Raw genomic sequence first — 22,873 nt, 5'->3', positions numbered from 1 at the left:
CTCAACACTCAACACTCAACACTCAACACTCAACACTCAACACTCAACACTCAATAAATCACCCGTGCCAGATAGAGCCCCTGTGGCTCGGCCAGCAGCGTCGTGTGTTGCTCTTTCCCCTCGAGCTGTTCTTCGATCTGCTCCAAAGTCAGTTCGCCCCGCATCGCCTGGAGGGCGGCGGCGGTGATCATCCGCACCTGGGAGCGCAGAAATCCGTCGGCTTCGAGATAGAGCAGTGTATAGTTTCTGAAGGTTTCGACCCGAGTGCTAAAGATCGTGCGTACCGTGGAGCCGGGGTCGCTCCCTTTTTTGTGGAAAAGAGCGAAGTCGCGGGTGCCTTCGAAACGCCGCAGGGCTTCGGCGAGTCTTTTGGTATCGATGTCCGGGACATGGAGCGTGTAGGGCATCTCGAAAGGGGTCGGTTCGGTCCGTTTCAGCACGTAGCGGTAGATGCGCCGTTTCGCGTCGAAGCGGGCGTGGAAACCGTCGTGAACCTGTGCGATGTGCTTGATATGGATATGGGGTTTGAGAAGGCGATTGAACATGACACGCAGTTTCTCCGGATCTTTCCGCCAGTGGGGAGGAAGATCGAAATGGATCACCTGTCCCGTGGCGTGGACGCCCCGGTCGGTGCGTCCGCTGCCGAGTATGGGAGTGTGGATTCCCAGTTTCGCCGCCGCCCGAGCGAGGGCGCCCGAGACCGTTTTGGGTGTCGTGGTCTGGGACTGGAATCCGTAAAAGGCGGACCCGTCGTAGGCGATGACCGCTTTGACGCGCATGTCAGAACCTTTTCTGGACTTTCCGGTAAAAGAGTGCCGCCCCCGCCGTCAGAAAGAGCGCCAGAAAGAGGACCGAGCCGACCGGCGAGGTTTTGGCGATGCTCGAAATGACGCCGTAGTAGAGGGTGGTAACGGCGAAGATGGCCACATAGGAGAAGTTTTTATCGTATCTGGGATGGATGATGCCGTAAACAAGGGCGTAGAACAGGGTGATCAGCGGAAAGAGGCTGACGGCGATGAAAATGATGAAATCTTTGAGCCGTTTTCTGTCGGTGAAGGCCGCGAGCCAGTATTCGGCCAGGTTGTGGTAGGTGAAGGCTTTGTGGGTCGACGTGTCGTAGATCTTCATCACTTTGAAGTTGATCTGTTCGATGACGTCATGGCGGATGCGGTAGGCTTCACCGTTTTCGAGTTTCAGTCCGACGATCCCCTTTTCGTTGACGAATCCACCTTTTTTGGCGATGAGTACCTGCTCCTCCTTCGGATCGGCGGCGTTGTAGAGGACGATGTCGTGCAGATTCCCCTTTTCGTCCTTCGATTCGAGAAAGACGAGCCAGTCGCCGAACTTCTGGCCGAATTGGCTCGGTTCGACATTGAGGACGGCGTGGACGCTTTTGTAGCTGATGAAGGATTTGGTCAGCTGCTTGGTGATCGGTATGAGCGCCAGGGAGAGCAGCAGCAGAAGCGCTACCGTCGCGAAGGTGACGGGACCGAAAAATCTCAGCAGCCGGTGGGGCGAGACGCCGAAGGAGAAGAGGACGATGTTTTCGAAATCGTTGGAGAGTTTGACCATCGTCAGGGTCAGGGCCGCGAAGAAGGTGATGGGAAGGGTGTAGAAGAGGATGGTCGGCAGAAAGTAGCTGTACATCAGCAGCATCTCCGAAAAACTCATCTGCGTCACTTCCGTGATTTTCGCGATACGGACGAAGAGGATCAGCGAGCCGATGGCGATGATCGGCAGAAAGATCGAAAAGAAGAGTCCGCTGAAACTTCTGATCAGGTAGCCCGAAATGTTACGCATAGAGCATGTTCCACCACTGCATGAAAGTATCCGAAAAGATGTAGGTGATCCATGTGCCCAGTGCCAGGAAGGGAACGAAAGGGACCATGTGGCCCCGTGCGAAAAGTGCCGGGACGATGGCCAGCAGTGCCGAAACGTAGATGGCCACCAGCACCAGCGGAAAGCCGAGCATCGCCCCCATCGTGCCGGCGATGACGATATCGGCTTCGCCCAGGGCGTCCTTTTTGATCAGGAATTTGACGAAAAGCCCCAGGGCGAAAAAGGAGGCAGCCATGATGGCGGCGTCTTTGAAGCGCTCTATCAGCATCTGCTGATACCAGGAAAAATCTTTGAGACCGTCCACGGCCCAGTCCCATCCGAAGATGAATAGCGGCATCAAAAGGGCGAGCCCCAGCGCCGTGAAATTGAGAGAATCGGGCACGGCGTAGTACTCGAAATCGATGACCGAAAGGGCCAGCAGAAGGGAGAAGATCAGGGAGGTCACGAACCATTCGGCCGTCAGACCCAGTTTCATCGCCAGTACCAGAAAGAGCAGCCCCGTCAGCAGCTCGACCGTGGGGTAGAGGCGGCTGATGGGGCTCTGGCAGTAGGCGCATCTGCCTCTTAGCAGAATCCACGAAACGAGAGGGATGTTGTGCCACCACTTCAGAGCGTTGTCGCAGACGGGACAGTGGGATGGCGGAAAGGCGACGTTTTCGCCTTTGGGGATTCTCACGATCAGGACGTTCAGGAACGATCCGATGGCCAGTCCGATGAAAAGGGCGAAAAGCAGCGCCATCATATCCCCCCGAAGCGCCGCTGGCGTTTTTTGAAGTCGTCGATGATACTCTCGAGCTCCTCGGGCGTGAAGTCGGGCCAGAGCGTCGGCGTGAAGAAGAGTTCCGCATAGGCCGACTGCCAGAGCAGGAAGTTGGAGAGGCGCTGTTCGCCTCCCGTGCGGATCAGCAGATCGACCGGGCCGAATCTGGAGCTTTCGATGCTCTTTTCTAGGCTTTCGATCGTGATCTCTTCACCGCCCTCGCAGAGGGATTTCGCCGCCCTGGCGATCTCGTCCTGCGATCCGTAGTTGAGGGCTAGGACCTGGGTCAGTTTCGAGAAGTGTTTCGTCGTCTCCTTGAGTCTGGCGATCTGCTCCTGCAGGGCGGGGGAGAAGCGGCTTATGTCGCCGATCGTTTCGAAACGCACTTCGTTGCGGATGTAGGTTTCGGTTTCGTTTTTCAGGTAGTTGTTCAAAAGCCGCATCAGGAAATCGACCTCCATCTTCGGCCGTTTCCAGTTTTCGGTGCTGAAGGCGTAGAGGGTCAGGACTTCGATCTCCGGATGGTTGGAGGCGTGGGTGGTCAGTGTCCGAACCACTTCGGCGCCCCGTTCGTGTCCCTTGACGCGCCTGAGTCCTCTTTCGGTGGCCCAGCGTCCGTTGCCGTCCATGATAATGGCGATATGTCGTGCGATATTGCTCATAAAACAGATTAACCTTTGATATCGAGCAGTCCGGGTCTTTCACCGTCCCAGAAGGGATGAACGGCCTCGGTTCTGTGGCGGATCTCTACGCGGTCGAATCCTTCGAGATTCCCCTTCTCCCGTTCCAGCAGCGACACGCTTTTGGGATAGAAGAGCTCCAGCACCAGTGTGCGGCGGCCGCCCGAGAGGTAGAGCGTGCCCTCTACCGGGCCGAGGTTGTTCATAGCTGCATAAAATTCTACACTTTTTTCGTTTAAAACTTCGTTCCTCTTCCTCTTTCGCATCTGCAGAAGCATCTTTCTGCCGCGCTCTTCGATCGGCAGGGTGACGACGCCCTGATGGAGGGAGAGAAGAAGCTGCGTCAGATTCTGGAAATGGGTTTTGCTCTCCGTCGTCGCCATCGCCTGCAGCAGACGCTCCCTGAGTCTGTTCGTAGGATCGGACGTTTTCGCTATTTCTTTAAGAAAACGCAGATCGAACCCCTCGGGAAGAGTTTTCTGAAGCAGCAGAGGTTTGGGATGGATGCGTCTGAGATGGACGATCCCCTCCCTTGTCTGTGCCATCTCGACCCAGTACTCCCTGCCCGGTACGAGAGGGGTGTCGCTTTTGGTCGTGAAGGTGTGCTGCCCCATGCGGATCAGAAAGCGCTGATGATCCTGTTTTTCGAGGACTTCGATGCCCAGCTGAAGCAGGGCGTTCACTTCGATGGCGGCCAGTCTGCCCAGAAGAGCCTGGGCCGCCTTGACGGGTGTGAGGCCGTAGATCATAGATCTTCGAGGCTCTCCAGCATCGAGAAGGCGATGTCGATCTTGTTGGCCTGGGGGATTTCGATACGGCCGTTTTCGGTGACGAGGGTGACGGCGTTGGTGTCGCTGCCGAAACTTTCGCTGCCGGTCAGTATGTTCAGAGCGACGGCGTCGACACCCTTTTCACGCAGCGCCCGCTCGGCGTGTTCGAGCCCTTTGAGAGGATCGGTCTCCGCCTTGAAGGCGACGGTTTTGATGCCGCTCTTGTCGATGGAGGCGACGATGTCGGGATTTTTGACCAGTTCCAGCTGCCAGCGCTCTCCCAGTGTCTCCTTTTTCAGCTTGCCGCGCTGCTCGTAGGCGGGACGGTAGTCGCTGACGGCGGCGACCATGAAGAGCCAGGGGGTCTTCCGGATCAGCTCCGGCCGCTCCGAAGCGGAGTGGAAGGAGGGTTTGGTCAAAACCCCTTTTTTCGCCACGCGCAGGGCGTCTTCGGTGTACTCCATCATCTCTCTCGCGCTTTCGACCCGGATGACGTGGACCGGAGGGATGCTCCGGGGCTCTCTTGTCGTGATATAGCAGACGTCGGCGCCTCTGGCGTAGAGGGCCGTCACCAGCGCTTCGGCCATCTTGCCGCTGGAGAAGTTGGAGATGTAGCGGACGTCGTCGATCTTTTCGATCGTGCCGCCTCCGGTGACGACGACCCGGCGGTTTTTCCAATACTCTTTTTCGAAAAGATGTTTCAGCGACGCCGCGAAGATCGTCTCCGGTTCGGCCATCGCCCCTTTGCCCACCGTGTTGCACGCCAGCAGCTTCGTCTGGGGCTCGACGGTCTCGATGCGGTGGAGGGCCAGGCGTTTCATGTTGGCCACCGTCGTGGGATTTTCGATCATCCGGGTGTTGGCGGCGGGGGCCAGCAGCATCGTTTTTGGAAAGGCGAGGGCGGTCTGAAGCAGAAGGTTGTCGGCGATGCCCGAGGCCATCTTGTTGATCGTGTTGGCGGTGGCGGGGGCGACGACGAAGAGGTCGGCCCACTCTCCCAGGCCGATGTGGTTGCCGTCGTCGTGCCACGACTCGTTCCCTTCCGTCACGACGGGGTTGGCGCTGAGCGCCTCGAAGGTGAGGGGAGAGACGAACCGGGCGGCCGCTTCGGTCATGACGACGCGGACGTCGGCGCCGGCCTTGAAGTAGAGGCGTACCAGTTCGCACGCCTTGTAGGCCGCGATGCTTCCCGTGACGCCGACGAGGATCTTCTTGCCGTCGAGTCTGATCTGGTCGACCATGCGCCTACCGTTTCCCCGTCTTGAAGAAGCGGTGGAAGAAGTTTTCGACGATCTTCTGGGGTGTGCGGGAGATGGCAAGCGCCCCCTCTTTCACATCCTCGGTGACGGTGGTACCGGCGGCGATCATGACATTGTCCTCCACGGTCACGGGGGCGACGAACTGGGTGTCGCTGCCGACGAAGACGTTTTTGCCGATTTTCGTTTTGTATTTTTTGACACCGTCGTAGTTGCAGGTGATGGTACCGGCGCCGATGTTGGTCCCCTCACCGATCTCCGCGTCTCCCAGATAGCTCAGATGCCCGGCCTTGACCCCTTTGAGGTGCGATTTTTTCACCTCCACGAAGTTGCCGATGTGGGTATCTTCGAGGATACTGCCGGGGCGGACGCGGGCCATCGGGCCGCAGCTGGAGTTTCGGATGTCGGCATCCTCGATCACGGTGTGGGATTTGATGTGGCTGTCGGCGACGATCGTCTCGCCGTGGATCGTGACGCCGTTTTCGAGAGTGCAGTCGCCGTGGAACACGGCGCGGGAATCGATGTAGATGGTCCGGGGCAGGTGCATCGTCACACCGGCGCGCATCCACTTCTCTCTGATGCGCTCCTGCATGATCTCTTCGGCGTGGGCCAGGTCGTAGCGGGAGTTGACCCCTTTGAAGGCCTCCTCCTCGACCCAGACCGGCTTGATGTGACGTCCCTCGTCACGGGCCATCTTGACCAGGTCGGTCAGGTAGTATTCGGCCTGGGCGTTGTCGTTGGAGAGGAGGGGGAGGTAGCGGTCCATGATCTCTTTTTTGAAGACGTAGACACCGGCGTTGACCGTTTTGATGCGCTTTTGCTCCTCGGTGCAGTCTTTCTCCTCGACGATCGCCTGGACCTCGCCGTTTTCGACGACGACGCGGCCGTAGCCGGAGGGGTTTTGCAGATCGAAGACGCTCATGACGATGTCGGCGTCGCTCTCGACCAGCGGTCGGAGCGATTCGGCCGTCACCAGGGGCATGTCGCCGTTGAGGACCAGGATGCGGTCGTGGCGGGTTTCGACGTTCATGACGGCTCCGCCGGTGCCCGGGTAGTTGGCGTGATCCTGGATCCTGAAACGGATGCCTTCGAAGGCCGATTCGATGTTTTCACGGACACGGTCGGCCTGATGGAAGAGGACGACGGTGATGTCGTCGCTGAGCGCTTTGGCCGCTTTGATGGCGTAGTGGAGCATCGGCAGCCCGCTGATGGGATGGAGAACTTTCGGCAGATCGGATTTCATGCGCGTACCCTGACCGGCCGCCAGTATAATGACAGATAGAGACATGTATGGACCTCTTGCGGAATGTGGAATTTTAGGTGATTTTAACGCAATTAAGATTAAAATGTACCAAATTTTGACGGCCTTTTCGAGATTGGACCTCCCATCTGTTTACCATTCTTTCCAAATTGCCGATTTATAGCTGATACTGGACGAAACGGAACGTGCGACGCACGGAGAACGTTTCGTCGCAAATGTAATTTTTCATAAAAATCAGGAGTGTCGATGGACTTAGGTAGTGTCATCGGTTTGGTATTGATTCTGGGTCTGCTCTTCGGGGCGATGGCCATGGGTGTCGGAATCGGCGCCTATATCGACATCCCGTCGGTTCTGATCGTCATCGGGGGCTCCATCGGCGCGCTGCTGGTGGCCTTCAAAATGGAGCAGATGAAGAATTTCGTCAAAATCTTCATGATCGCCATCAAGCCGCCCCAGGAGAACGTACCGGAACTGATCAAGAAACTGGTCGACTACTCCACCCAGGCGCGTCGAGACGGCATACTGTCGCTGGAGGCGGCGGCCAACAACGAAGAGAACGAGTTTCTGAAAAAGGGTCTTTCGATGGCGGTGGACGGGAACGAACCCGATACGATCCGCGAACTGCTGGAGATCGAGATGGAGCAGACCAGCGAACGGCACAAGGCCAACGCCGCCATTTTCGACCAGTGGGCGGGACTGGCCGGCGCGATGGGTATGATCGGTACCCTGATCGGTCTGGTCGCGATGCTTCTGAACATGTCCGATCCCAGTGCCATCGGTCCCTCGATGGCGGTGGCGCTGCTTACGACGATGTACGGCGCGATGATCGGCAACATCTTCGGCACGCCGATCGCCAACATTCTCAATATCCGTGACGCCGACGAAAACCTGGTCAAGACGATCATCCTGGAGGGGATCATGTCGATCCAGGCGGGCGACAACCCCCGTACCCTCGAAGCGAAACTTCTTTCGTTCCTGCCTCCCAACGAACGGGTCAGCCAGTTTGAGTAGGATATAACGGATGGCCAAACAGAAGTGTCCCGAATGTCCCAAATGTCTGCCGGGATGGCTGGCGGCGTTCGGCGACCTGATGAGTCTGCTGCTCTGTTTCTTCGTCCTTCTTCTTTCGATGTCGACGATGGACGCCAAAAAGCTCGAAGAGGCGGTGGGCTCGCTCGCCGGGGCCCTGAGCGTACTCGAGGGGGGAGAGCGTTCGGAGCTGGAAGAGCGGCGGATGGAGAGCGGCACGGGCGGCGGCGCGGCCGCGACGACACCCACCGAGATCGAGACGGCCCAGCAGACGCAGTCGCGGATGGCGGAGCAGATCAACAAGATGTGGATGCAGATGATCTCTCTCAAAAACGAGATGAACGAGATCATGATGAGCCAGGGGGCCACACCGGTTTCCCTGGAAGAGTCGGAAAAGGGTTTTCTGCTGCGCCTGCCCGCGGAGCTTCTCTTCAAACCCGACGAGGCGAAGATCGACAACATGGACGCCATTCTCTTCATCAAGCGGATCGCCATGATCATCGACAAGCTGCCCAACACGATCCAGGTGAATGTCCAGGGCCATACCGACAACACCAAGCCCGGCCCGACCAGCCCCTACCGGGACAACTGGGAGCTCTCCTCCGCCCGGGCCGTCTCCGTCGTGGAGGAGCTGATCAAGGACGGTGTCGACCCCAAGCGTCTCTCGGCCTGCGGCAACGCCGAATTCAAACCGATCGCCACCAACGCCACGCCGGAAGGGCGGGCCAAAAACAGACGGGTCGATCTCTACTTCTTCTCCAACGAACCCGAACTCGAAGGCAAAGCGAGACAATCGATTCTCGATGCGGGATTAAAGCCTCAATAGGCTAAAATACCCGCATGAGACCGATACCCAAACTCTTCATAGTCGCTTTGCCGTTTCTTCTGCTTCCGCTCTTCGGGGCTGTCGACATCCCCACCGTCAACCTCTCGGTGAGCGCTCCGACCGAGCCGAAAGATCTGGTGAACACCCTCAACATCGTCATCGTTTTGACGCTTCTGGTGCTGGCGCCTTCGCTGGTGCTGGTGATGACCAGCTTTTTGCGGCTCATCGTCGTCTTCGCCTTTCTGCGTCAGGCTCTGGGGACCCAGCAGACGCCGCCGACACAGCTTCTGGTTTCGCTGGCGCTCGTACTGACGCTTTTTATCATGGAGCCGATGGGCAAAGAGGCCTACACCAACGGCATCAAACCCTACATGGACAAGAAGATCGGCTACGAAGTGGCCTTCGACGAGGCGGTGAAGCCTTTCAAACAGTTCATGCTGCGCAATACCAGGGAGTCCGATCTGGCCCTCTTCTACCGCATCAGAAAACTTCCCAATCCCAAGACGGAGGAGGAAGTGACGCTGCCGATCCTGCTTCCCGCCTTCATGATCAGCGAGCTCAAGACCGCCTTCGAGATCGGTTTTCTGATCTTCCTGCCGTTTCTGGTCATCGATATGGTCGTCAGCTCCGTTTTGATGAGTATGGGTATGATGATGCTGCCGCCGGTCATGATATCGCTTCCGTTCAAGATCCTCATCTTCGTGCTGGTGGACGGGTGGCATCTGCTGGTGGGGAATCTTGTAGAGAGTTTCAAGTAGGCGCGAAGCGCCGGTCATTGGTCATTAGTTATTGGTTATTGGGGGTAGGATTTGAAATGTAAGCATTTTGGAGAGTGTGGGAGTTGTTCGCTTTACGGGAAGAGTTATCCGGCGCAGCTGGCCGAAAAGATGGGGCGGCTGAGCGGGATGCTGGAGCCTTTCTATCGGGGGGCGATCACGCCGTTTCCTTCGCCCGACGCCCATTACCGCGCCCGGGCGGAGTACAAGATCTTTCATGACGAGGCGGGTTGTCACTACGCGATGCGCCATCTGGACAAGAAGCGCTTCGTGACGCTGGAAGAGTGCCCGATGGTGGCCGAACCGATCGCGAAGAGAATGTGGAAGCTGATGGAGCGGATCGACGCTGACGATGAACTCTCCCGCAGACTCTTCGGTATCGAGTTTCTCTCGGCGACGACCGACGAGGTGCTGGTGACGATGCTCTACCACCGGAAACTGGACGAAGCGTGGGAAGAGAGGGCGCGGGCTCTGCAGGAGGCGCTGGGTCTGTGGATCATCGGCCGAAGCAGAAAGCAGAAAGTGGTTCTGGAGAGAGAGTACGTCACCGAGGCGCTGGAGGTCGCCGGCCGCACCTGGCATTACCGTCACTACGAACAGAGTTTCACCCAGCCCAACCCGTTCGTCAACCGGGGAATGATCGCCTGGGCGATGACCCAGGCCCACCGCTACGGCCGGGGGGATTTCTGCGAACTCTACGCCGGTGCGGGCAACTTCACGATTCCGCTTTCGACGCTTTTTGAAAAGACGATCGCCACCGAGATCTCCAAACGCTCCATCAAAGCGGCGCTGGAAAACTGCGAACTCAACGGCATCGACAATATCACCTTCGTACGGATGAGCAGCGAGGAGTTCACCGAAGCGCTGGAGGGCAAAAGAGCCTTTACCCGCCTGAAAAACGTCGATCTCTCGAGCTACGATATCGGCACGGTCCTCGTCGACCCGCCCCGGGCCGGCCTCGACGAAGGCACGCGCCGCCTGATTTCAAAATTCGACACGATCCTCTACATCTCCTGCAATCCCGAAACCCTCACCAGGGACCTGGAGACCCTGAGCAAAACCCACAGGGTGATGGACGCGGCGCTTTTCGACCAGTTCGCCTATACGCCGCATATGGAAGCGGGAGTCATTTTGGTGAAAATGAAGAATTAAGAATGAAGAATGAAAAAGTGGGGAAAGCTGCGCTTCGCTCGCTTTTTGTTTTGAATGGGTCGATAGAAAGTTGCGTATCCGGCCAAAGGCCGTCTCAAAGGCAAAGCCTTTGTAGCTTCAGGGGGGTGCAGGGGACGGTCAGTCCCCGCCGTTAATCGGGCTTTGCCCGTTTAACGCGTCAGATTTATAGAAAGGCACTCCACGCCTGTTTCAGCAGTGCGATATTCTCCGGTGAGGCGTACTGTTTGGCGTATTCGAGGATGATGGGGGCGAATTTTCCGACCATCGTGTTGTCCATGCCGAGGGCTTTGAAGGCCTGGCCCACCATGTCGCCGCCGCCGAGCATGTTCATGGCGCTGCCGGCCAGTCCGCTGCCTGCGATCGATTCGAATCCCGGGACGCTTTTGAGAAGGCTCGTGTAGTTCTCTTTGGGCATGCTCTGGGAAGCCGCCTGCAGCAGGGCCGCCGTGCCGCCCGCCGCCTGTTTGTCGGTGATGCCGAGGCTGCTGGTCAAAGAGGAGAGGAGTCCACTGCTTTCCTGTTTCGTCTCCGTCGTCTGTTGGGCGCTTTGTGTATAGCCGCCGACCTGTTTCATGGCATCGTCGAACATGCCCGCCTGAAGTGAAAGTCCCATGCCTATCAGGACCGTGAGTACCGCTTTTTTTCTCATATCTCTCTCCTTTTTTTGTTGATTTTATTGTCCGCCCGCAGGGAGTCCCGCCGGAATCCATCCGAAAACGAGGCCGCCTTCGAGGTTGTAGACGTTTTCGAAACCGTTTTTGGCCAGTCTGTTGGCGGCGAAAACCGACCGGTTGCCGCTGTGGCAGATGACGATGAGCGGTTTTTCCAGATCGCCTTTGGTCAGTTTCTTCACATCTTCCAGGAAGTTTTTGTTTTCGTCCATCATGGGGCGGTAACTCTTTTTCACGTGGATCGCCTTCTCTTTTTTACGCTCCAGCGCGGCGATTTTGAGGCGAGTGTCGAGCGGCGGGAGGTCGATGCGCACGAAAAAGACCGGAACGTTGACGGCTCCGGGCACATGCCCCGTGTAGAGAAACTCCACGGGATCGCGTACATCGATGATGATCGCCCCCTCTTTTTTCACCATTTCCGCCGCTTCTTTGGCGGAGATGTCGTCGAGATAGACGACATCTTCCGCATGAAGCAGTCCCAGCAGGCCGAGCATCACGATCAGCAGCACTTTTTTCATTACTCTCCTTCTTTCTCTTACTTTCTTTGGATGATCGGGAAATTTTAGCATAATCGGCGTGTATCGATTGTGAATTATTATGAATCTGTGCGTAATAGATAAGGAAAGATTGAAAATGATTATCAAGACGATTGACTTTGAAGCGGTTTTGCCCTATAATTTGCAAAAATTACTGTCACACTGAAAGGGGAGAGAATGAAGCCGATCACGGCATGCAAGATTGGATGCGAAGGGGTCATCGTGCGTATCCGGGCGAAAGAGCCGATCAAAGGCAGACTCTTTTCTCTGGGGCTCGCCAAAGGAAGTAGGGTCAGGATTCTCGACCATACCCTGGCCAAGCAGACATGGGAGATCGAGAGCGACGGTACGAAGATCGCCCTCAGAGACGAGGAAGCGGAATCGATCTTCATCGAACCGAAGGAGTGCGCCGCGTGAAAAAGATCAGGGTGGCGCTGGCCGGACAGCCCAACGTCGGAAAATCCTCCATCATCAACTCCGTGACGGGCGCGCGCCTTCATGTCGGAAACTTCTCCGGCGTGACGGTGGAGAAGAAAGAGGTCTTCATCGAGCGGGGCGACTACGAAATCGAGATCATCGATCTGCCGGGGATCTATTCGCTCAACGCCTACACGCCGGAAGAGCATGTGGCCAAAAAGTACCTCTACGAAGAGGATTACGACCTGATCGTCAACGTCGTCGACGCCAACACCCTGGCCCGCAATCTCATCTTCACGATGCAGTTGATGGATATGCAGAAAAAGATGATCCTCGTCGTCAACATGATCGACGAAGTGGAGAAGCAGGGAGGCAGTATCGACAAAGGCAAGCTCGAGGAGCTGCTGGGGATTCCCGTGATTCTGACGTCGGCCAAAGAGCATCGCGGGGTCGACGAGATCATCGACCAGATCGTCGCCACCCACGAGAGCGACAAGCCCAAAAACAAACTCTACTACGACCAGCGGATCGAGGAGCAGATCGACAAAATCGTCAAGGTCCTGCACAAATCGCCCCATTTCAAGGATCCCGAATACGCCCGTTTCATCGCCATCCGGCTTCTGGACCGGGACGAGGATATCTACAAGATCATCCACGATCTGCCCATCTTCATCGAACTGCACGAACTTCTGGGAAAGATCTACCGGGAGCTGGAGCTCGAATACGACGAGGAGAGTACCAGCGACATCCTCAGCGACGAGCGCTACGCCCTCTCCAAGGCGCTGGTGATGGAGGCGGTGAAGAAGCCGGAGGTGAAGGTGAGCCTGACCGACCGTCTCGACAGGCTTCTGATCCACCCCGTTTTCGGCCTGCCGATCTTTCTCTTTTTCATGTGGCTGCTCTTTCAGCTCACCTTCGAGGTGGGGTCGATTCCGATGGATATGATCGACGCCGCCTTCACCGAGATCTCCAACGTCGTCAAGGCGACGCTGCCCGATGGGGCCGTACAGTCTGTACTGGCCGACGGGGTGATCCCGGCGGTGGGTTCCATCATCATGTTCCTGCCCAACATCCTGATCCTCTTTCTGGGGATCAACCTGCTGGAGCAGACCGGCTACATGGCCCGTACCGCCTTTCTGCTCGACGGCTTCATGAAGAAGTTCGGTCTGCAGGGCAAGGCGTTCATTCCGCTGGTGAGCGGTTTTGGGTGTACGGTGCCGGCCTACATGGCGGCCAGGACTCTCAAGAACCCGACCGACCGGATCATCACGATGCTGGTACTGGGATTCATGAGCTGTTCGGCGAGACTGCCGGTCTACGTACTGCTCATCGGCGCCTTCTTCCCGACGGCCCATGCCGGGAACATTCTCTTCATCATCTACATCAGCGGCGCGATTCTGGGGCTGATCGTCGCGAAGATTCTGCGCACCGTCCTCTTCAAGGGAGAGCCCGAACCCTTCGTCATGGAGATGCCGCCCTACCGCTTTCCGTCGATGAAAGCGCTGGGCATGGAGCTCTGGATCAAGACGAAACTCTTCATCAAAAAAGCCGGTACCTTCATCGCGGGCGCCTCGATGATCATCTGGTTTCTCAGCAGCTATCCCCACAGCGGAACGATCGAAGAGAGTTATACCCGGAAGATCGAAGCGGTGCAGAGCGAAGAGGCGAAAGCGGCCCTGGAGAACGAGATGGCGGCCAAAGCGCTGGAAAACAGCTATCTGGGACGCATCGGCAAGACGATCGAGCCTTTCTTTTCGCCGATCGGTTTCGACTGGCGCATGTCGGTCGCCGTCGTGGCGGGACTGGCGGCCAAGGAGGTGGTCGTCTCGACGCTGGCGACACTCTACGCCGTGGGAGACGCCGACGAGCGGAGCAACACGCTGATCCAGCGGCTCAGGGACAACGTGACGTTCAAGGCGGCGATCGCGATGATCGTCATCATCATGATCTACTCGCCCTGTATCGCCGCCATGAGTACCTTCTGGGCGGAGGTGCCCCAGTGGGCCTGGCGGGGATTCTATCTGGTCTATCCCAACGTCCTGGCGTGGCTGATGGCTTTTGGAATCTACAGACTCCTGGATATGATGGGGTATTGACGTGACATCAGGGTGCTATATACGGCTCGTCCCCTTTTTCGAAGAGGAGAGGCCATGGAAAGGCCCCCTGAAGGAGAGGCTTGAGGAGATTTTCGGAATCGAGGCGGTCTGGGACGCGCCGCTGCCTCTGCCCGCGGAGGGTTACGATCCTCTCAGAGGCCAGTTTCGAGCCCTCTCTCTTCTTGAAGCCCTCTGTACGCGAAAAGCCTCTTCCAGGGAGATCGTGCTGGGGATCACCGATGCCGATATCTACGAAGGCGGGCTCAATTTCGTCTTCGGGCTCGCCTCCGCTCCCTACCGCTGCGCCGTCGTCTCGACGACGAGGCTCGACAATCGTTTCTACGGGGCGCCTGCGGACGACGCTCTTTTCTTCAGGCGGCTGCTTACCGAAGCGGTCCACGAGATCGGCCACACGCTGGGGCTGGAGCACTGCCCCGATCCCCACTGCGTCATGCACTTTTCCAACACGCTGGCTCAGACCGACATCAAAGGGTATCGTTTTTGCGAGAAGTGCCGCCGCAAAGTGGAAGCCGCCCTGGCTTCATGCCCGTAGTTTCAGCCCGCTTTTGATATACTCACACCAATTTCAATCCAGACAAAAGGTAACATCATGGAGTGTGAATTTCCCACCATCAACGCCAATCCCGAAGAGATCCGGGAGATTTTCGAGGAGGTCAAAACGATCGCGGTGATCGGTCTTTCGCCCGACGCGACCAAAGACAGCCACCGTGTCGCCAAATATCTCCAGGAGGCGGGATACAGGATCATTCCGGTCTATCCGAAAGAGGAGACGATTCTGGGAGAGAAGGTCTACCGCTCCCTGAAAGAGATCCCCGGCAATGTGGACATGGTGGACATCTTCAGAAAGCCCGCGGCGGTCGGTCCCATCGTCGAGGCGTGCAAAGAGCGGGGTGATGTGAAGGTGGTCTGGCTCCAGGCGGGCATCGTCAACAACGAAGCGGCGGATGAGGCGCGAAAAGCGGGCATGAAAGTGGTCCAGAGCCGCTGCGCCATGGTCGATCATAGAAATCTCGCATGATCCGACTCGAAGATATAAAAGCCGCCCGCGAGGAGGTGCGCAAGGTCGCTGTGGAGACTCCCTTCTCCTATGCGCCGAAACTGAGCGAAACCAGTGGCTTCGAAGTCTACCTGAAGAAGGAGAACCTGCAGAACACGGGTTCTTTCAAGATACGGGGCGCTTTCAACAAGATCGCGTCGTTGAGCGACGAGGAGCGGGCCAGAGGCGTCGTCGCGGCCTCGGCGGGCAACCACGCCCAGGGCGTGGCGCTGGGTGCCAAATATTTCGGTATCCCCGCGACGATCGTCATGCCGGAGACGACGCCACTGACGAAGGTGGACGGCGTCAAATCCTACGGGGCCGAAGTGGTTCTACACGGCACAAACTACGACGAGGCCTACGCCTACGCCGTGAAGTACGCCAAAGAGAAAGGGCGCGTCTTCGTGCACCCCTTCGCCGACGACAGAGTGATCGCCGGACAGGGGACGATCGCGCTGGAGATCCTGGACAAGTGCGAAAAACCGGATGCCATACTGGTTCCCGTCGGCGGCGGCGGGCTCATCAGCGGCATCGCCGTCGCCGTCAAGGCGCTTTCGCCCGAGACGAAGGTGATCGGCGTGGCGGCCGAAGGGGCACCGGCCATGAAACTCTCTTTCGACGCCAGGCAGCCGATCGACACGACGGGTGTGCGGACCATCGCCGACGGTATCGCCGTACGCGACACCTCGCCGACGACGCTCGAGTACATTCTGCGCTATGTCGACGACATCGTGCTCGTCAGTGACGACGAGATCGCCAACGCCATTCTCTATCTGCTCGAGAAACAGAAACTGGTGGTCGAAGGGGCAGGGGCCGTGGGGGTCGCAGCTCTGATCCACCGGCGGCTCAATCTGCCAGAAAAGGCGAAAATCGTCACGGTTCTCAGCGGCGGGAACATCGACGTGACGATGCTCTCGGTCATCATCGAGAAGGGTCTGTTGAAATCCTACCGAAAGATGAAACTGGTCGTCACGCTCGTGGACAAACCGGGCAGTCTGATGAAACTGACGGAGATTCTCAAAGAGGCCCAGGCCAACATCGTCCAGATCGGCTACGACCGCACCTCCCTCGATCTCAAGTTCGGCGACGCCTACGTCTCCGTCGCCGTCGAGACCAAGGGCAGGGAGCATCAGCAGCTGATCAAAAACCTGCTGCACGAACATGGATACCGTTTCGAAGAGGAACACTGAAAACAGCCCATGATCATCGAAAAGAGGCTCCAGTTCAACGCAGCGATCACCGCCCTCAAGCCGATCGAAGGGAAGCGGGTGGCCATCGTCGACGCGGAGGCGACGGTGCGCTTTTTCAAGCTCGACCCCGTCGACCTTCTGGGCGGCTTCAAAACCTCCATCGAACAGGATCCCCATCTTCTGCAGGGGACCGATATCTCCCGTGACGGACGCTTCGTCGCGTTTTCCGTCAAAAAGGGCGGCGTCGCGGTCTTCAGCGGCATCCACAAACGCCTGATCTACCGTTTCAAACGTCACGAAGGCGATGTGGAGAGTCTCTGTATCGGCGACAGGCACGACTATCTCGCCACCGGCGGCCAGGACGGCAAAACCTTTCTCTGGAGCCTCGTGACGGGCCGCATGGTCGCTTCGCTGCCCCACCATGCCGATTTCGTGACGGCGATCGACTTCAGCCCCAACGGACAGTGGGTGGCCACCGGCAGCTTCGATCGGAAGATCCAGGTCACCAACATCTCCTCCCTCTCACGCCATTTCCGCCTGCGGGGCCACGGAGGCGCCATCAACGTCGTCAAATTCATCGGCGGCCACCGCCTCGTCGCAGCGGACAAGAGCGGCGAGATCGTCGTCTGGGACTACTTCGAGCAGAAGGTGATCAAACGTCTCAGGAAGATGCTGGATGAAGTGACGTCGTTTTGCGTCACGCCCGACGACCGCTTTCTTTTCGCCGCGGACAGGAGCGGCCTGGTCTCCCTCTACGATCTGGAGAGCTACGAAATGCTTTCGCTCCGCTATCTCAATTACGGCAAACCGATCCGAAAAATCGCCTACGCCGAGACGGGAAACTATCTGATCGTGGGCCTCGACAACGGCGAAGTGACATTCAACAGCCCGTTGAAAGAGAGCGACAAGATGGAGGAGGCGATCGCATCGGGAGATCTGGCGGAAGCCTACCGGCTTGCGGAAGAGAACCCGCTGCTGCGATACAGCCGCCCCTACACACGTCTGCAGATGCTGTGGGAGGATGCTTTCGAAAGAGCCATCGCTCTGCTGGAGGAGGGGAGGCGCGAAGAGGCGAAGAGAGTCCTGGAACCTTTCAGTGCGGATAGCGCCAAGCGGCTTTCGATCCAGCAGCTGATGCAGGATTACCGTATGTACGAGAAGTTCAAAACGGCTGTCGAAAACCGGAAATACCAGCTCGCCTACTCTCTGGCGGCCCAGTACCCGATGCTCAAGCGCAACCGCCACTACAGAAAGATGGAGGAGGAGTGGCGGTCGGTTTTCGCCAAAGCCAAAAAGATCATTCTCCAAAACGGCGGAGAGGAGCGGGTCCGAGAGCTTCTGAAACCTTTCAGGGGGATCTCCTCCAAGAGCGTACCGATCCAGACGATGCTGGCGGAGAGGGAGATCTACAAACTCTTCATGAAACTGGTCCAGAAAAGAGACTACAAAGGGGCGATCGAGCTGGCGAAGCGCTATCCCGCCATCCGGGAGCTCGAGGAGTACAGGAAGATCGAACGGCTGGCGGATGCGATCGCCCACAAAGCGCGGGTGGAACTCGAAAAGGGCCATTACGCGGAGACTGCGAGACTCGCTTCCCAGCTGCTGGAGTTTCCAAACCGTCGTGACCTGGCCGAGGAGCTGAAGGAGGAGGCCAATCTCTACGCTTCGGCGATGCGCTATTTCGCCGAAAAGAACTACGACGCGATCTACAGGATGCTGGAGCACTATCCGATTCTCGAAGATACCCAGATCGTCAAAAATCTGGAAGAGGCGTGGCAGAAGGTCGTCAAACAGGGTGAACTCTACGCTTCCAGAGGCGACGCCGCGGCCCTCGCCAGGATTTTCGCCCCCTTCATGCATATGCCGCAGAAACGCTACAAGATAATCTCTCTTTTCAAACAGGCCTACATCGAACAGATCGAAAAGGCTCCCCCCGAAGCGACCGAACGCGCCATCGACAACTATCTGAAACTCTTCGGCCTCGACGACGAGATCGGGTCATGGCTCAGGATGAGAGGGAAAATCGGTGCCTACGAAGGGTTGGAACCCAGGGATGTGGGGGAGATCGAGCCCGCTTCGCTGCCTGCGGATATCGTGACGGGTGAAGAGCTATGATCGGAATCGATCTGGGCTCCAACACCTTTCGGGCCGTGGAGCTCTCCTGTGAAAATCTCGAAGTGACGGGCCGGTACGAAAAGATCGTGCGCACGGCCGACGGCATGGTCGAAACCGGCCGGATCTCTCCCGACGCGGTCGAAAGGGTCGTGGAGGCGGCCAGGGAAGCCTCAAAGGTGCTCGATTTTTCCCAGCCTGTCGTGGCTGTGACGACCGAGGCGATCCGCCGTGCCGAAAACGGCGAAGAGGTACTCGAAGAGATCAGACGGCGTACGGGCCTGTCGTTTCGTATCGTATCGGGCGAGGAGGAGGCGCAACTGACCCTTCTGGCGGTGAGAATCCGTCTCCAGAAGCTGGGACTCGAACATGAGGATTTCGTCATGGTCGACATAGGCGGCGGCTCCACCGAGGTGGTTTTCGTGGCGAAAGATACCGTCACGGTCCGCAGTTTTCCGGTCGGTATCGTGACGATGGCCCAAAGATACGGGACGCTCCGGCGCATCGAGGCGGCTCTGGCGGAGCGGATGAAACCGGTGGAAGCGTTCGTCAAAGAGGCAAAGGAGCGGGGTATGCGGCCGAAACTCTTCGTTTCGACGGCGGGTACGCCGACCACCGTAGCGGCGATGAAACGGGGGATGGACTACGCCTCCTACGACGGCTCGAAAATCAACGGAACCTCCCTGGTGCGGGAGGATCTGCGGGTGCAGCTGCAGCGGCTTCTCTCCCTGGATGTCGAAGAGCGCCGTAGACTCGTCGGCGTGGGGCGCGAGGATCTCATCGCCGCGGGTATTATGATTTTCGACCGTCTTTACGAAATACTTGGCTTCGAGGAGGCGGTGGTCATCGACGACGGATTGCGGGAGGGAGCCGCCATCTTCGAGTGTCTTCGGCAGAGGGGAAGCGAGATACGAAAAGGGGATAATTAACCGTGAATTAACCGCTTTTAGGTTAAAATCGGCAAATTTCTAACCTGAGGAGATGCGGCCATGGAGATGACCGGCGCACAGATGGTGATCGAGGCGATGAAGCTTGAGGGGGTCGATACGGTATTCGGCTATCCCGGCGGCGCCATCATGAACGTTTACGACGAAATCTACAAGCAGAACGACTTCAGGCACATACTGACCCGCCACGAGCAGGCGGCTGTCCATGCGGCGGACGGTTACGCGCGGGCCACCGGAAAGGTCGGTGTCGCGTTCGTAACCAGCGGGCCGGGCTTCACCAATGCCGTCACGGGTCTGGCCACCGCCTATATGGATTCGGTCCCGATGGTCGTCATCAGCGGGCAGGTGCCGATCACGATGATCGGCACCGACGCCTTTCAGGAGATCGACGCCACCGGTATCAGCCGCTCCTGTACCAAACACAACTACCTCGTACGCAGTGCCAAAGAGCTTCCCCATATCCTGAAAGAGGCTTTCTACATCGCCGCATCCGGAAGACCGGGACCCGTCCACGTCGACATACCCAAAGACGTGACGGCGGAGCTGGCGAAGTTCGAGTATCCGACCCATATCGATCTGCCGACCTACCGTCCGACGACCAAAGGCAACGTGCGCCAGATCAAGAAGGCGGCCGAAGCGATCTGCAACGCCAAGCGTCCCGTCTTCTATCTCGGCGGCGGCGTCATCAGCTCCGGCAGTGCCGATCTGGTGCGTGAATTCGTCCAGGCGACGCAGATACCGGCGGTCGAGACGCTGATGGCCAGAGGCTCCCTGCGCCACGACGATCCGCTGCTGCTGGGGATGGTGGGTATGCACGGAAGCTACCAGGCCAACATGGCCATGAGCGAGGCGGATCTGATGATCGCCCTGGGACCCCGCTTCGACGACCGTGTCACGGGAAAACTCTCCGAGTTCGCCAAGCACGCGAAGGTGATCCATGTGGACATCGATCCCAGCTCCATCGGGAAACTCGTCGATGTCGACTACCCGATCGTCGGCGATCTCAAAGAGGTTCTGGAGGTGATGCTGCCCAAAGTCAAGGAGTGCGTCGATCCCGACCGGTACCAGGCGTGGCGCAACATCCTCAAACGCTACAACGAGATCCATCCGATGCGTTTCGAGGACAGCGACGAGGTGATCAAGCCCCAGTGGGTGATCAAGCGCGTCGGCGAGATACTCGGAGACAAAGCCATCATCTCCACCGATGTGGGGCAGCACCAGATGTGGACGGCGCAGTTCTACCCCTTCAGCCATCCGAGGCAGCTGGTCACCAGCGGAGGGCTGGGTACGATGGGATTCGGTTTTCCGGCCGCGATGGGTGTCAAGCGCGGCGTGCCGGACAAGGTGAGCGTCAACTTCACGGGCGACGGATCGATCCTTATGAACATCCAGGAGCTGGTGACGGCGGTGGAGGCGCGCCTGCCGGTGGTCAACATCATCCTCAACAACCACTACCTGGGCATGGTCCGCCAGTGGCAGACATTCTTCTACGACAAACGGTACGCCGAAACCGACCTGAGCTTCCAGCCCGACTTCGTGCGTCTGGCCGAGGCGTGCGGCGGTGTCGGGTACCGTGTGGAGACGAAAGAGGAGTTCGACGAGGCGCTGGAGGATGCGGTGAACAAAGGGGTCGTGGCGATGATCGACGTCATCGTCGATCGGGAAGAGAACGTGCTTCCGATGGTACCGAGCGGCGGAACGCTCTACAATATGATGCTGGAATATAAGGATTGACGATGAAAGTGGAACGAAGAGTAATTTCGGTAATCGTACAGAACGAACACAGTGTCCTCGCCCGCATCACGAGCCTTTTCGCCGCCCGGGGCTACAACATCGAAACCCTGACCGTCGCGCCGATTCCCGAAAGCGACATGTCGCGTCTGACGATCGAGACGAAAGGCAACGTCCGGGTCATCGAGCAGATCATCAAGCAGCTCCACAAGCTGATCCCGACCTACAAGGTGATCGAGCACGAGGAGATGGTCGAGAAGGAGATGGTGATGATGAAATTTCCGATCAACGAGTCGCTGGCCAACATCCAGGCTCTCTGCGAAGCCTACAACGGCGGCATCGCCAACGTCAGCAGCCAGCACATCATCACGATGGTCGCCGACGAGCCCAAGCGGGTCAAGCACTTCATCGAAGCGGCCCAGCGGTTCCACCCGGTAGAGATCGTCCGGGGTGGTGTCGTCGCTATGGAGCGCGAATGAAGCTTAGCGAACTGGCGCACAGGATCGGCATCGCCTACGAAGGGCCCGATATCGAGATTTCCGGACTCGGTACGTTGAAAAACGCCGGTTCCGACCGGCTCTCCTTTCTGGACAATCCGAAATATCTGAAAGATCTGAGGGATACGAAAGCGGGTGCCGTCATCGTGGCGCCCGGATATGCCGACGAAGTCCCCGAAGGGACCATCGCTCTGATCGACGGGGAGCCCTATCTGAAACTGGCCCTCGCCAGCCGGCTTTTCGCGCCGGAACCCATGAGAGAGACGGGTGCCGAGCCGGTTTTCGGAGAGGAGTGCCGCATCGGGGAGAATGTCTCCTTCGGGAAAGATGTCGTGGTGGGAGACCGGGTGACGATCATGCCGGGGTGTTACATCGGTGACGGTGTGACGATCGGTGACGATACGCTCATCTATCCCAATGTCACGCTCTATCACGAAACGGCGATCGGACCCCGCTGCATCATCCACGCCAACACGGTGATCGGGAGTGACGGTTACGGATTCGCCCATACGAAGAGCGGCGAACACGTCAAACTCTATCAGCTCGGCCACGTGATCGTGGAGGAGGATGTCGAAATCGGGTCGAACGTATCGATCGACAGAGGCACCATCGAACCCACCATCGTCAAGAAGGGGGCGAAGATCGACAACCTCGTACAGATCGCACACAACTGCATCATCGGAGAACACTCTCTGCTTACAGGACAGGTAGGGCTCGCCGGATCGACGATCCTGGAGAGAAACGTCGTCATGGGCGGCCAAAGCGGCGCGATGGGGCATCTGACCATAGGGGCTTTCGCCCAGATTGCCGCCAAAGGGGGCGTGACCAAGTCACTCCCGGGCGGGAAGGTCTATGCCGGATACCCCATCATGGAGCACAAACGCTGGCTGAAGCTCAACGCGCTTTTGTCACGTCTGCTCAAATCATCGAAGAAGGAGTCGAAATGAAAAAGACCGAAATCATCAGGGAAATCCCGCTGGCCAGTGCCGAAAACGGTGTCATCACCGTCGCCACTGTAAAAGAGCCATACGGTGAAGATAGCGCTCCGGTCGTGAGCGTCGGCATCTGGCTCAACAAAGAGAACGAAGAACCGGACTGGAAAGTCCATATCCCCGTCGAGAACCTCGACGAAGTGATCGCAGCCCTCCAGGAAGCGAAGAGAACGCTTTAGGAAAAACTGGTTCTGCCAGCGTAAGAGAAGCGGAATGTTTCGCTTCCCGGAACATCGAAGATGGTCCGTCTGCCCCGC

24 protein-coding genes are annotated in these 22,873 nt (G+C 57.9%); 15 read left to right on the top strand and 9 right to left on the bottom strand.

Translation table 11 applies throughout. The annotated features are described in order from the left end of the window. Positions 1-50: 50 nt before the first annotated feature. The 7 genes from truA to glmU are packed head-to-tail and all read right to left on the bottom strand — an operon-like array spanning position 51 to position 6,593. Complete coding sequence (truA, locus tag Q1K23_RS02010; protein ID WP_300361760.1) at positions 51-779, bottom strand: tRNA pseudouridine(38-40) synthase TruA; 729 nt, start codon at positions 777-779, stop codon at positions 51-53. Between the two features lies 1 nt (position 780). Next, positions 781-1,800, bottom strand: a complete 1,020-nt coding sequence (locus Q1K23_RS02005; protein ID WP_300361757.1) for an LptF/LptG family permease — start codon at positions 1,798-1,800, stop codon at positions 781-783. Next, complete coding sequence (locus Q1K23_RS02000) at positions 1,793-2,578, bottom strand: A24 family peptidase (protein ID WP_300361754.1); 786 nt, start codon at positions 2,576-2,578, stop codon at positions 1,793-1,795. The genes Q1K23_RS02005 and Q1K23_RS02000 overlap by 8 nt, the downstream gene beginning before the upstream one ends. Then, on the bottom strand, positions 2,578-3,261 hold the full coding sequence (locus Q1K23_RS01995; RefSeq protein ID WP_300361752.1) for a di-trans,poly-cis-decaprenylcistransferase: 684 nt from the start codon (positions 3,259-3,261) through the stop codon (positions 2,578-2,580). Before Q1K23_RS01995 ends, Q1K23_RS02000 begins: the two co-directional genes overlap by 1 nt. 8 nt (positions 3,262-3,269) lie before the next feature. Beyond that, positions 3,270-4,028 (bottom strand): hypothetical protein, encoded by a 759-nt coding sequence (locus tag Q1K23_RS01990; protein ID WP_300361749.1) that lies wholly within the window; start codon positions 4,026-4,028, stop codon positions 3,270-3,272. After that, positions 4,025-5,290, bottom strand: a complete 1,266-nt coding sequence (gene coaBC / locus Q1K23_RS01985) for a bifunctional phosphopantothenoylcysteine decarboxylase/phosphopantothenate--cysteine ligase CoaBC (RefSeq protein ID WP_300361746.1) — start codon at positions 5,288-5,290, stop codon at positions 4,025-4,027. The genes Q1K23_RS01990 and coaBC overlap by 4 nt, the downstream gene beginning before the upstream one ends. Before the next feature lie 4 nt (positions 5,291-5,294). After that, positions 5,295-6,593 carry a bifunctional UDP-N-acetylglucosamine diphosphorylase/glucosamine-1-phosphate N-acetyltransferase GlmU gene (gene glmU / locus Q1K23_RS01980; protein WP_300361743.1) on the bottom strand — a complete coding sequence of 433 codons (1,299 nt, stop codon included), beginning with the start codon at positions 6,591-6,593 and terminating at the stop codon, positions 5,295-5,297. Positions 6,594-6,812: 219 nt separating this feature from the next. On the opposite strand from glmU, the gene Q1K23_RS01975 reads away from it, so the two are divergent. From Q1K23_RS01975 to trmA, 4 genes are read left to right on the top strand one after another with little or no spacing between them, the layout of a single operon-like run. Continuing rightward, positions 6,813-7,577: a motility protein A gene (locus Q1K23_RS01975; protein ID WP_300361740.1), complete on the top strand. Its 765-nt coding sequence runs from the start codon at positions 6,813-6,815 to the stop codon at positions 7,575-7,577. A gap of 10 nt (positions 7,578-7,587) precedes the next feature. After that, entirely contained in the window at positions 7,588-8,421 is an 834-nt protein-coding gene (locus Q1K23_RS01970; protein WP_300361737.1) for a flagellar motor protein MotB, read from the top strand. 14 nt (positions 8,422-8,435) lie between these two features. After that, positions 8,436-9,179, top strand: a complete 744-nt coding sequence (gene fliP / locus Q1K23_RS01965; RefSeq protein WP_300361734.1) for a flagellar type III secretion system pore protein FliP — start codon at positions 8,436-8,438, stop codon at positions 9,177-9,179. Positions 9,180-9,230: 51 nt separating this feature from the next. After that, positions 9,231-10,349 (top strand): tRNA (uridine(54)-C5)-methyltransferase TrmA, encoded by a 1,119-nt coding sequence (trmA, locus tag Q1K23_RS01960; protein WP_300361731.1) that lies wholly within the window; start codon positions 9,231-9,233, stop codon positions 10,347-10,349. Between the two features lie 184 nt (positions 10,350-10,533). Here the strand turns inward: trmA and Q1K23_RS01955 are convergent, their stop codons facing one another. Further along, positions 10,534-11,019: a DUF2780 domain-containing protein gene (locus tag Q1K23_RS01955; protein WP_300361728.1), complete on the bottom strand. Its 486-nt coding sequence runs from the start codon at positions 11,017-11,019 to the stop codon at positions 10,534-10,536. A 24-nt stretch (positions 11,020-11,043) separates the two neighbouring features. After that, a complete protein-coding gene (locus tag Q1K23_RS01950) occupies positions 11,044-11,559 on the bottom strand; it encodes a rhodanese-like domain-containing protein (RefSeq protein WP_300361725.1) in 516 nt (171 codons plus the stop codon). A 195-nt stretch (positions 11,560-11,754) separates the two neighbouring features. Here Q1K23_RS01950 and Q1K23_RS01945 point away from each other — a divergent pair, with 195 nt between their 5' ends. The 11 genes from Q1K23_RS01945 to Q1K23_RS01895 are packed head-to-tail and all read left to right on the top strand — an operon-like array spanning position 11,755 to position 22,795. After that, a complete protein-coding gene (locus tag Q1K23_RS01945; protein ID WP_300361723.1) occupies positions 11,755-11,994 on the top strand; it encodes a FeoA family protein in 240 nt (79 codons plus the stop codon). Further along, positions 11,991-14,090, top strand: coding sequence for a ferrous iron transport protein B (gene feoB / locus Q1K23_RS01940; RefSeq protein WP_300361721.1), 2,100 nt, complete (start codon positions 11,991-11,993; stop codon positions 14,088-14,090). Before Q1K23_RS01945 ends, feoB begins: the two co-directional genes overlap by 4 nt. A gap of 1 nt (position 14,091) precedes the next feature. Further along, the gene (locus Q1K23_RS01935) at positions 14,092-14,643 is read left to right on the top strand and encodes an archaemetzincin family Zn-dependent metalloprotease (protein WP_300361720.1); all 552 of its coding nucleotides are present in this window, start codon (positions 14,092-14,094) and stop codon (positions 14,641-14,643) included. Positions 14,644-14,700: 57 nt separating this feature from the next. Beyond that, the gene (locus tag Q1K23_RS01930; RefSeq protein WP_300361718.1) at positions 14,701-15,129 is read left to right on the top strand and encodes a CoA-binding protein; all 429 of its coding nucleotides are present in this window, start codon (positions 14,701-14,703) and stop codon (positions 15,127-15,129) included. Next, complete coding sequence (gene ilvA, locus Q1K23_RS01925; protein ID WP_300361716.1) at positions 15,126-16,337, top strand: threonine ammonia-lyase; 1,212 nt, start codon at positions 15,126-15,128, stop codon at positions 16,335-16,337. Before Q1K23_RS01930 ends, ilvA begins: the two co-directional genes overlap by 4 nt. A gap of 9 nt (positions 16,338-16,346) precedes the next feature. Continuing rightward, positions 16,347-18,452 (top strand): hypothetical protein, encoded by a 2,106-nt coding sequence (locus Q1K23_RS01920; protein ID WP_300361713.1) that lies wholly within the window; start codon positions 16,347-16,349, stop codon positions 18,450-18,452. After that, a complete protein-coding gene (locus Q1K23_RS01915) occupies positions 18,449-19,378 on the top strand; it encodes a phosphatase (RefSeq protein ID WP_300361711.1) in 930 nt (309 codons plus the stop codon). Before Q1K23_RS01920 ends, Q1K23_RS01915 begins: the two co-directional genes overlap by 4 nt. Before the next feature lie 60 nt (positions 19,379-19,438). Beyond that, positions 19,439-21,130 (top strand): acetolactate synthase large subunit, encoded by a 1,692-nt coding sequence (locus Q1K23_RS01910; RefSeq protein WP_300361708.1) that lies wholly within the window; start codon positions 19,439-19,441, stop codon positions 21,128-21,130. Positions 21,131-21,132: 2 nt separating this feature from the next. Further along, a complete protein-coding gene (gene ilvN / locus Q1K23_RS01905; RefSeq protein WP_300361706.1) occupies positions 21,133-21,606 on the top strand; it encodes an acetolactate synthase small subunit in 474 nt (157 codons plus the stop codon). Then, positions 21,603-22,571: a UDP-3-O-(3-hydroxymyristoyl)glucosamine N-acyltransferase gene (gene lpxD, locus Q1K23_RS01900; protein WP_300361703.1), complete on the top strand. Its 969-nt coding sequence runs from the start codon at positions 21,603-21,605 to the stop codon at positions 22,569-22,571. Before ilvN ends, lpxD begins: the two co-directional genes overlap by 4 nt. Then, positions 22,568-22,795 (top strand): hypothetical protein, encoded by a 228-nt coding sequence (locus Q1K23_RS01895; protein ID WP_300361700.1) that lies wholly within the window; start codon positions 22,568-22,570, stop codon positions 22,793-22,795. The genes lpxD and Q1K23_RS01895 overlap by 4 nt, the downstream gene beginning before the upstream one ends. Positions 22,796-22,873: the final 78 nt, after the last annotated feature.

The sequence above is a fragment of the Hydrogenimonas sp. genome (assembly GCF_029933015.1).
GTDB lineage: Bacteria > Campylobacterota > Campylobacteria > Campylobacterales > Hydrogenimonadaceae > Hydrogenimonas.
This window is presented reverse-complemented; position numbering and strand designations above follow the sequence as displayed.

What these genes read in the sequence shown, in the direction of transcription:
- coaBC (WP_300361746.1), bottom strand. Translation starts at nt 5,290, where the DNA reads ATGGTCGACCAGATCAGACTCGACGGCAAGAAGATCCTCGTCGGCGTC.
- Q1K23_RS01915 (WP_300361711.1), top strand. Translation starts at nt 18,449, where the DNA reads ATGATCGGAATCGATCTGGGCTCCAACACCTTTCGGGCCGTGGAGCTC.
- glmU (WP_300361743.1), bottom strand. Translation starts at nt 6,593, where the DNA reads ATGTCTCTATCTGTCATTATACTGGCGGCCGGTCAGGGTACGCGCATG.
- Q1K23_RS01945 (WP_300361723.1), top strand. Translation starts at nt 11,755, where the DNA reads ATGAAGCCGATCACGGCATGCAAGATTGGATGCGAAGGGGTCATCGTG.
- Q1K23_RS01995 (WP_300361752.1), bottom strand. Translation starts at nt 3,261, where the DNA reads ATGAGCAATATCGCACGACATATCGCCATTATCATGGACGGCAACGGA.
- Q1K23_RS01950 (WP_300361725.1), bottom strand. Translation starts at nt 11,559, where the DNA reads ATGAAAAAAGTGCTGCTGATCGTGATGCTCGGCCTGCTGGGACTGCTT.
- ilvN (WP_300361706.1), top strand. Translation starts at nt 21,133, where the DNA reads ATGAAAGTGGAACGAAGAGTAATTTCGGTAATCGTACAGAACGAACAC.
- fliP (WP_300361734.1), top strand. Translation starts at nt 8,436, where the DNA reads ATGAGACCGATACCCAAACTCTTCATAGTCGCTTTGCCGTTTCTTCTG.
- ilvA (WP_300361716.1), top strand. Translation starts at nt 15,126, where the DNA reads ATGATCCGACTCGAAGATATAAAAGCCGCCCGCGAGGAGGTGCGCAAG.
- Q1K23_RS01970 (WP_300361737.1), top strand. Translation starts at nt 7,588, where the DNA reads ATGGCCAAACAGAAGTGTCCCGAATGTCCCAAATGTCTGCCGGGATGG.
- lpxD (WP_300361703.1), top strand. Translation starts at nt 21,603, where the DNA reads ATGAAGCTTAGCGAACTGGCGCACAGGATCGGCATCGCCTACGAAGGG.
- Q1K23_RS01895 (WP_300361700.1), top strand. Translation starts at nt 22,568, where the DNA reads ATGAAAAAGACCGAAATCATCAGGGAAATCCCGCTGGCCAGTGCCGAA.
- Q1K23_RS01955 (WP_300361728.1), bottom strand. Translation starts at nt 11,019, where the DNA reads ATGAGAAAAAAAGCGGTACTCACGGTCCTGATAGGCATGGGACTTTCA.
- Q1K23_RS02000 (WP_300361754.1), bottom strand. Translation starts at nt 2,578, where the DNA reads ATGGCGCTGCTTTTCGCCCTTTTCATCGGACTGGCCATCGGATCGTTC.
- Q1K23_RS01990 (WP_300361749.1), bottom strand. Translation starts at nt 4,028, where the DNA reads ATGATCTACGGCCTCACACCCGTCAAGGCGGCCCAGGCTCTTCTGGGC.
- Q1K23_RS01920 (WP_300361713.1), top strand. Translation starts at nt 16,347, where the DNA reads ATGATCATCGAAAAGAGGCTCCAGTTCAACGCAGCGATCACCGCCCTC.
- Q1K23_RS02005 (WP_300361757.1), bottom strand. Translation starts at nt 1,800, where the DNA reads ATGCGTAACATTTCGGGCTACCTGATCAGAAGTTTCAGCGGACTCTTC.
- truA (WP_300361760.1), bottom strand. Translation starts at nt 779, where the DNA reads ATGCGCGTCAAAGCGGTCATCGCCTACGACGGGTCCGCCTTTTACGGA.
- Q1K23_RS01910 (WP_300361708.1), top strand. Translation starts at nt 19,439, where the DNA reads ATGGAGATGACCGGCGCACAGATGGTGATCGAGGCGATGAAGCTTGAG.
- Q1K23_RS01975 (WP_300361740.1), top strand. Translation starts at nt 6,813, where the DNA reads ATGGACTTAGGTAGTGTCATCGGTTTGGTATTGATTCTGGGTCTGCTC.
- Q1K23_RS01930 (WP_300361718.1), top strand. Translation starts at nt 14,701, where the DNA reads ATGGAGTGTGAATTTCCCACCATCAACGCCAATCCCGAAGAGATCCGG.